Below are 3,619 nucleotides of genomic sequence, written 5' to 3'. Positions count from 1 at the left end.
GACATCAAGAGCGCGGTAGCCTTTTTTAATATTTCATTCTCCATTTCAATGCGTTGTAGCTTTTTCCTCAGCTTACGTATTTCGATTTGTTCTGGTGTTATCGGAGAGGCTTTTGGTGTTTTGCCCTGACGCTCATCACGCAGTTGTTTGACCCATCTTGTCATTGTGGAAAGGCCAACATCCATAGCTTTGGCGGCATCTGCCACCGTGTATTTCTGGTCAACAACCAGTTGAGCGGATTCGCGTTTAAACTCTGCGCTAAAATTTCTTTTTTTCATTGGAGCACCTGTGTTGTTCTGAGGTGAGCATATCACCTCTGTTCAGGTGGCCAAATTCAGTGTGCCACTTCACAGCCAGCTTAATCAGAACCAGCTTACGCAATGGATTACCCACTTTAATTTCCATTGCTTTTGCCATTAGTTTCATGCTCATATATAGAAACCTCGTCTGGTGCCGAACCTTCCTCCGGATATAATCTGTGATTCCCCAATCAACAGAACCAGAGGAGGTTCGGCATAAACATCAATGCACAACGACAGAATCGTCGGACGACCCACCACCGCTGAAATGTGCTTTCCGGTAAACGGCCTGAACTGCGTCATCATGCGCATCAATTGCCGTACTCAACGCTTCCTGCGCCGCCAGTAATGCACGGCGTTCCAGGGTATCGAAGATACAGAGTCGGTGACGCAGCTCACGCGGAAGAATTGCCAGAACCGCAGGGATCAGTTTCTGAATTTTTTCCCTTTGCGCTTTCGTTTCACCTTTCAACCAACGGTGATAGATATTCTGCTGATTGTTCCAGTCCTTGCCTGGTACCAGAGGCAATTCGCCGCCCCCCTGCCGCAGATATTCTTCAGTAATTGCGTTAGCGACCCACGCCTGCCCTTTTTCGGCTGCCAGGGCTAACAGCACTGATTCGATGTGCTCATGCCTGATTTTCATGAATCACCTTCCCAGGTCGTTTTGCCTTACGATATTCGTCATAAACTTTGGGGTCGTACTGAAGTTCCCCGCCAGATGCCTCTTGCAGGCGCATCGCGCGACCTTCAGGAACCAGTTCCCCCCATGCAGCAATGCTTGCCAGCCTAACTCCTGCGGCATTGGCAATGCTTTGTTTTGCTGCCAAAAAACGCTATAGCATCAATTTTCAACATATCGAGCTCCTTAGATTTTCCTAAGGAAACTAGCTCGTAGAGAAACCTAAGTCAAGAAAAATTAGAATTCCCTAATATGAAAAACGAAACCTTCGGTGCTCGCCTCTTACATAGGCGTAAAAAATTAAAACTGTCTCAGGCCGCATTAGGTAAGCTGGTCAAAGTGGCTCACGTAACAATTTCTCAATGGGAAAGAGATGAAACACAGCCGGCGGGGAAAAGATTATTCGCACTGAGCCAAGCGCTTCAGTGCTCACCGACTTGGCTTCTTTTTGGGGATGAAGATAAACAACCAGGCGAACCGATCCCGGATAATCAGCCAGCCATTCTGACAGAAGATCAAAAAGAGTTACTTCAACTGTTCGACGCACTGCCTGAGTCAGAGCAAAAGGCCCTGTTGTCAGAGATGCGTGCTCGAGTTGAAAATTTCAACAAACTTTTTGAAGAACTACTCAAAGCTCGCAAAAGAAGCGCAAACAAATAATCCCCTTTTTTCTCCACACCCTGTAATAAAAAGCACAAACTTTCAAACACTTGTGTTTTTTACATCAAAAAAACTTAGGTTTTTCTACATAAAATCTTAACCCAACACCTTAGGTTATTCTAAATTTCATTCATCAAGACACCGCACGGTGTTCTCAGCAAACAGTTCCGCTACCCCGGCGTTAAGGGGAAATGAGGTCAGCATGGATACTATCGATCTTGGCAACAACGAATCCCTAGTGTGTGGCGTGTTTCCCAATCAGGACGGCACATTCACCGCCATGACGTATACCAAAAGCAAAACGTTTAAAACCGAAGCTGGCGCACGTCGCTGGCTTGCCAAAAATACCAGCTAATCCATTTATTGGATTAATTCAATATTCTCGCTGTAGAGGTATAGCCGAGGCCACCAAAGCCCGGAGGTGGTGAAATAAAACCGGGCACAACACGAAGGCGCATTTCCGGTATTCATAAAGAGTCGGTCTTGTCTGTGAAATTTAAATGGTGGGAGTGCGCTTCCGGTTGTAAATAACGACATTGCTGTGTGAAGTACCAGTTGGCGGCATCGGTTTAATTGCTGGCTGATGTCCGCCCTTTTTAAAGTGAATTTTGTGATGCGGTGAATGCGGCTAAGCGCACGCGGCACAGTTAAAAGTCATGTTAGTCCTTATTGGTTTGGGTGGGAAAGCCGACTGTAATTGTTAACTGGTTAACGTCACCTGGAGGCACTAGGCACCGCATCACAAAATTCACTTCGGTGATGAAAGGAAAGAGAAAATGTTGAATGTAGCTATTGAAAACCAGAACGGGTGGAATTATAATGGACCTGCACCTCATAAAACGGGCGCCGGGATTAGCACCCCGAAAGTTACTCGAGCGCATAACCGCGCTGAAGCGGTTTTTTTTATGCGTAATGCACAGCCACATTCAAATTATGGTGAGGCGTGCGGGGCAGCCGCAAGGCTGGCCGGGTTCTCGAGTGACCGGTAGTGCTAACCCTGTGCGTCTCACCACCCATGAGATTAGCACCTCTGCTGGTGAGTTAATTAACTTATCACTTGAGGATGTCATTATGGCTACTACCCTTTCTCACCCTGACGTAACCATCGAAAATGGTCGCGCCGTCACTACTTCTATTTCGATTGCTGAGTTTTTTGGCAAGCAGCATCACCATGTTGTTCAAAAAATAGAATCCCTCGAATGTTCTGAACTATTTTTAACCAGCAACTTTTCGCGGGTTAAATTCGAACACCGCGGCAATTCTTATAACGCCTACCAAATCACCAAAAACGGCTTCGTTTTCCTGGTGATGGGCTTCACGGGCAAAAAAGCCGCCACATTCAAGGAAGCCTACATTGCTGAGTTCGACCGCATGGAGGCCGAACTGCGCCAGAATAACACCCCACCTGCTGACAAGATGATTCCGGGTGATGGTCGCACTCTGGTTGTTCACTTCGACAAATTCGGCAATGTCGAATTCACCGAAACCGTTCCTGATGGCGCACTGGTCTGTACCCTGGAGACTTTCCGGTTTTATCTGGAAAAACAGGGCTGGACTCTTGTAAACCGGGGCGCAATTAAAAACATGACCGTAGAGCAGTTGCTTTCCTTAAAATAAAAATGGAGCTATGGATATGAACCCCATGCTTGATTATTGTTTTACACCTGCCCTCAGGCTGAGGTAGCCTGAGTTTAACGGACACTCCTTCCTGAAATAGAATGGCATCAGAAGGAGCTAATAATGAGCAGAAAAAACCAACGTTACTCTAAAGAGTTCAAAGCCGAAGCTGTCAGAACGGTTCTTGAAAATCAACTTTCGATCAGTGAAGGCGCTTCCCGATTATCCCTTCCTGAAGGCACTTTAGGACAATGGGTTACCGCCGCCAGAAAAGGGCTCGGTACTCCTGGTTCCCGCACGGTGGCTGAACTGGAATCTGAAATTCTGCAACTGCGTAAGGCGTTAAATGAAGCTCGCCTTG

Annotated in this window: 4 protein-coding genes and 4 pseudogenes; 4 read left to right on the top strand and 4 right to left on the bottom strand. The window is 46.9% G+C overall.

All coding sequences use genetic code 11. The features are described 5' to 3' along the window. The 4 genes and pseudogenes from BGK49_RS10720 to BGK49_RS10705 form a co-directional block, all read right to left on the bottom strand. Positions 1-278: pseudogene (locus BGK49_RS10720) on the bottom strand (transposase); the annotation flags it as partial. Between the two features lie 73 nt (positions 279-351). After that, a pseudogene (locus BGK49_RS31015) lies at positions 352-432 on the bottom strand (helix-turn-helix domain-containing protein); the annotation flags it as partial. A 90-nt stretch (positions 433-522) separates the two neighbouring features. Then, entirely contained in the window at positions 523-945 is a 423-nt protein-coding gene (locus BGK49_RS10710; protein ID WP_000702027.1) for a toxin YdaT family protein, read from the bottom strand. Next, a pseudogene (locus BGK49_RS10705) lies at positions 929-1,157 on the bottom strand (Cro/CI family transcriptional regulator). Before BGK49_RS10705 ends, BGK49_RS10710 begins: the two are co-directional and overlap by 17 nt. Before the next feature lie 76 nt (positions 1,158-1,233). Here BGK49_RS10705 and BGK49_RS10700 point away from each other — a divergent pair. From BGK49_RS10700 to BGK49_RS10685, 4 genes and pseudogenes are all read left to right on the top strand, one after another. Next, the gene (locus BGK49_RS10700; protein WP_000787424.1) at positions 1,234-1,641 is read left to right on the top strand and encodes a helix-turn-helix domain-containing protein; all 408 of its coding nucleotides are present in this window, start codon (positions 1,234-1,236) and stop codon (positions 1,639-1,641) included. A gap of 202 nt (positions 1,642-1,843) precedes the next feature. Beyond that, on the top strand, positions 1,844-1,996 hold the full coding sequence (locus BGK49_RS10695) for a DUF1391 family protein (RefSeq protein WP_000379550.1): 153 nt from the start codon (positions 1,844-1,846) through the stop codon (positions 1,994-1,996). A 421-nt stretch (positions 1,997-2,417) separates the two neighbouring features. Next, a pseudogene (locus BGK49_RS10690) lies at positions 2,418-3,258 on the top strand (Rha family transcriptional regulator). Positions 3,259-3,381: 123 nt separating this feature from the next. After that, positions 3,382-3,619, top strand: a 238-nt coding sequence (locus tag BGK49_RS10685) for a transposase (protein ID WP_032335914.1), incomplete at its 3' end; no start/stop codon positions are given.

This window comes from Shigella sp. FC1544 (genome assembly GCF_001722145.1).
GTDB lineage: Bacteria > Pseudomonadota > Gammaproteobacteria > Enterobacterales > Enterobacteriaceae > Escherichia > Escherichia coli.
This window is presented reverse-complemented; position numbering and strand designations above follow the sequence as displayed.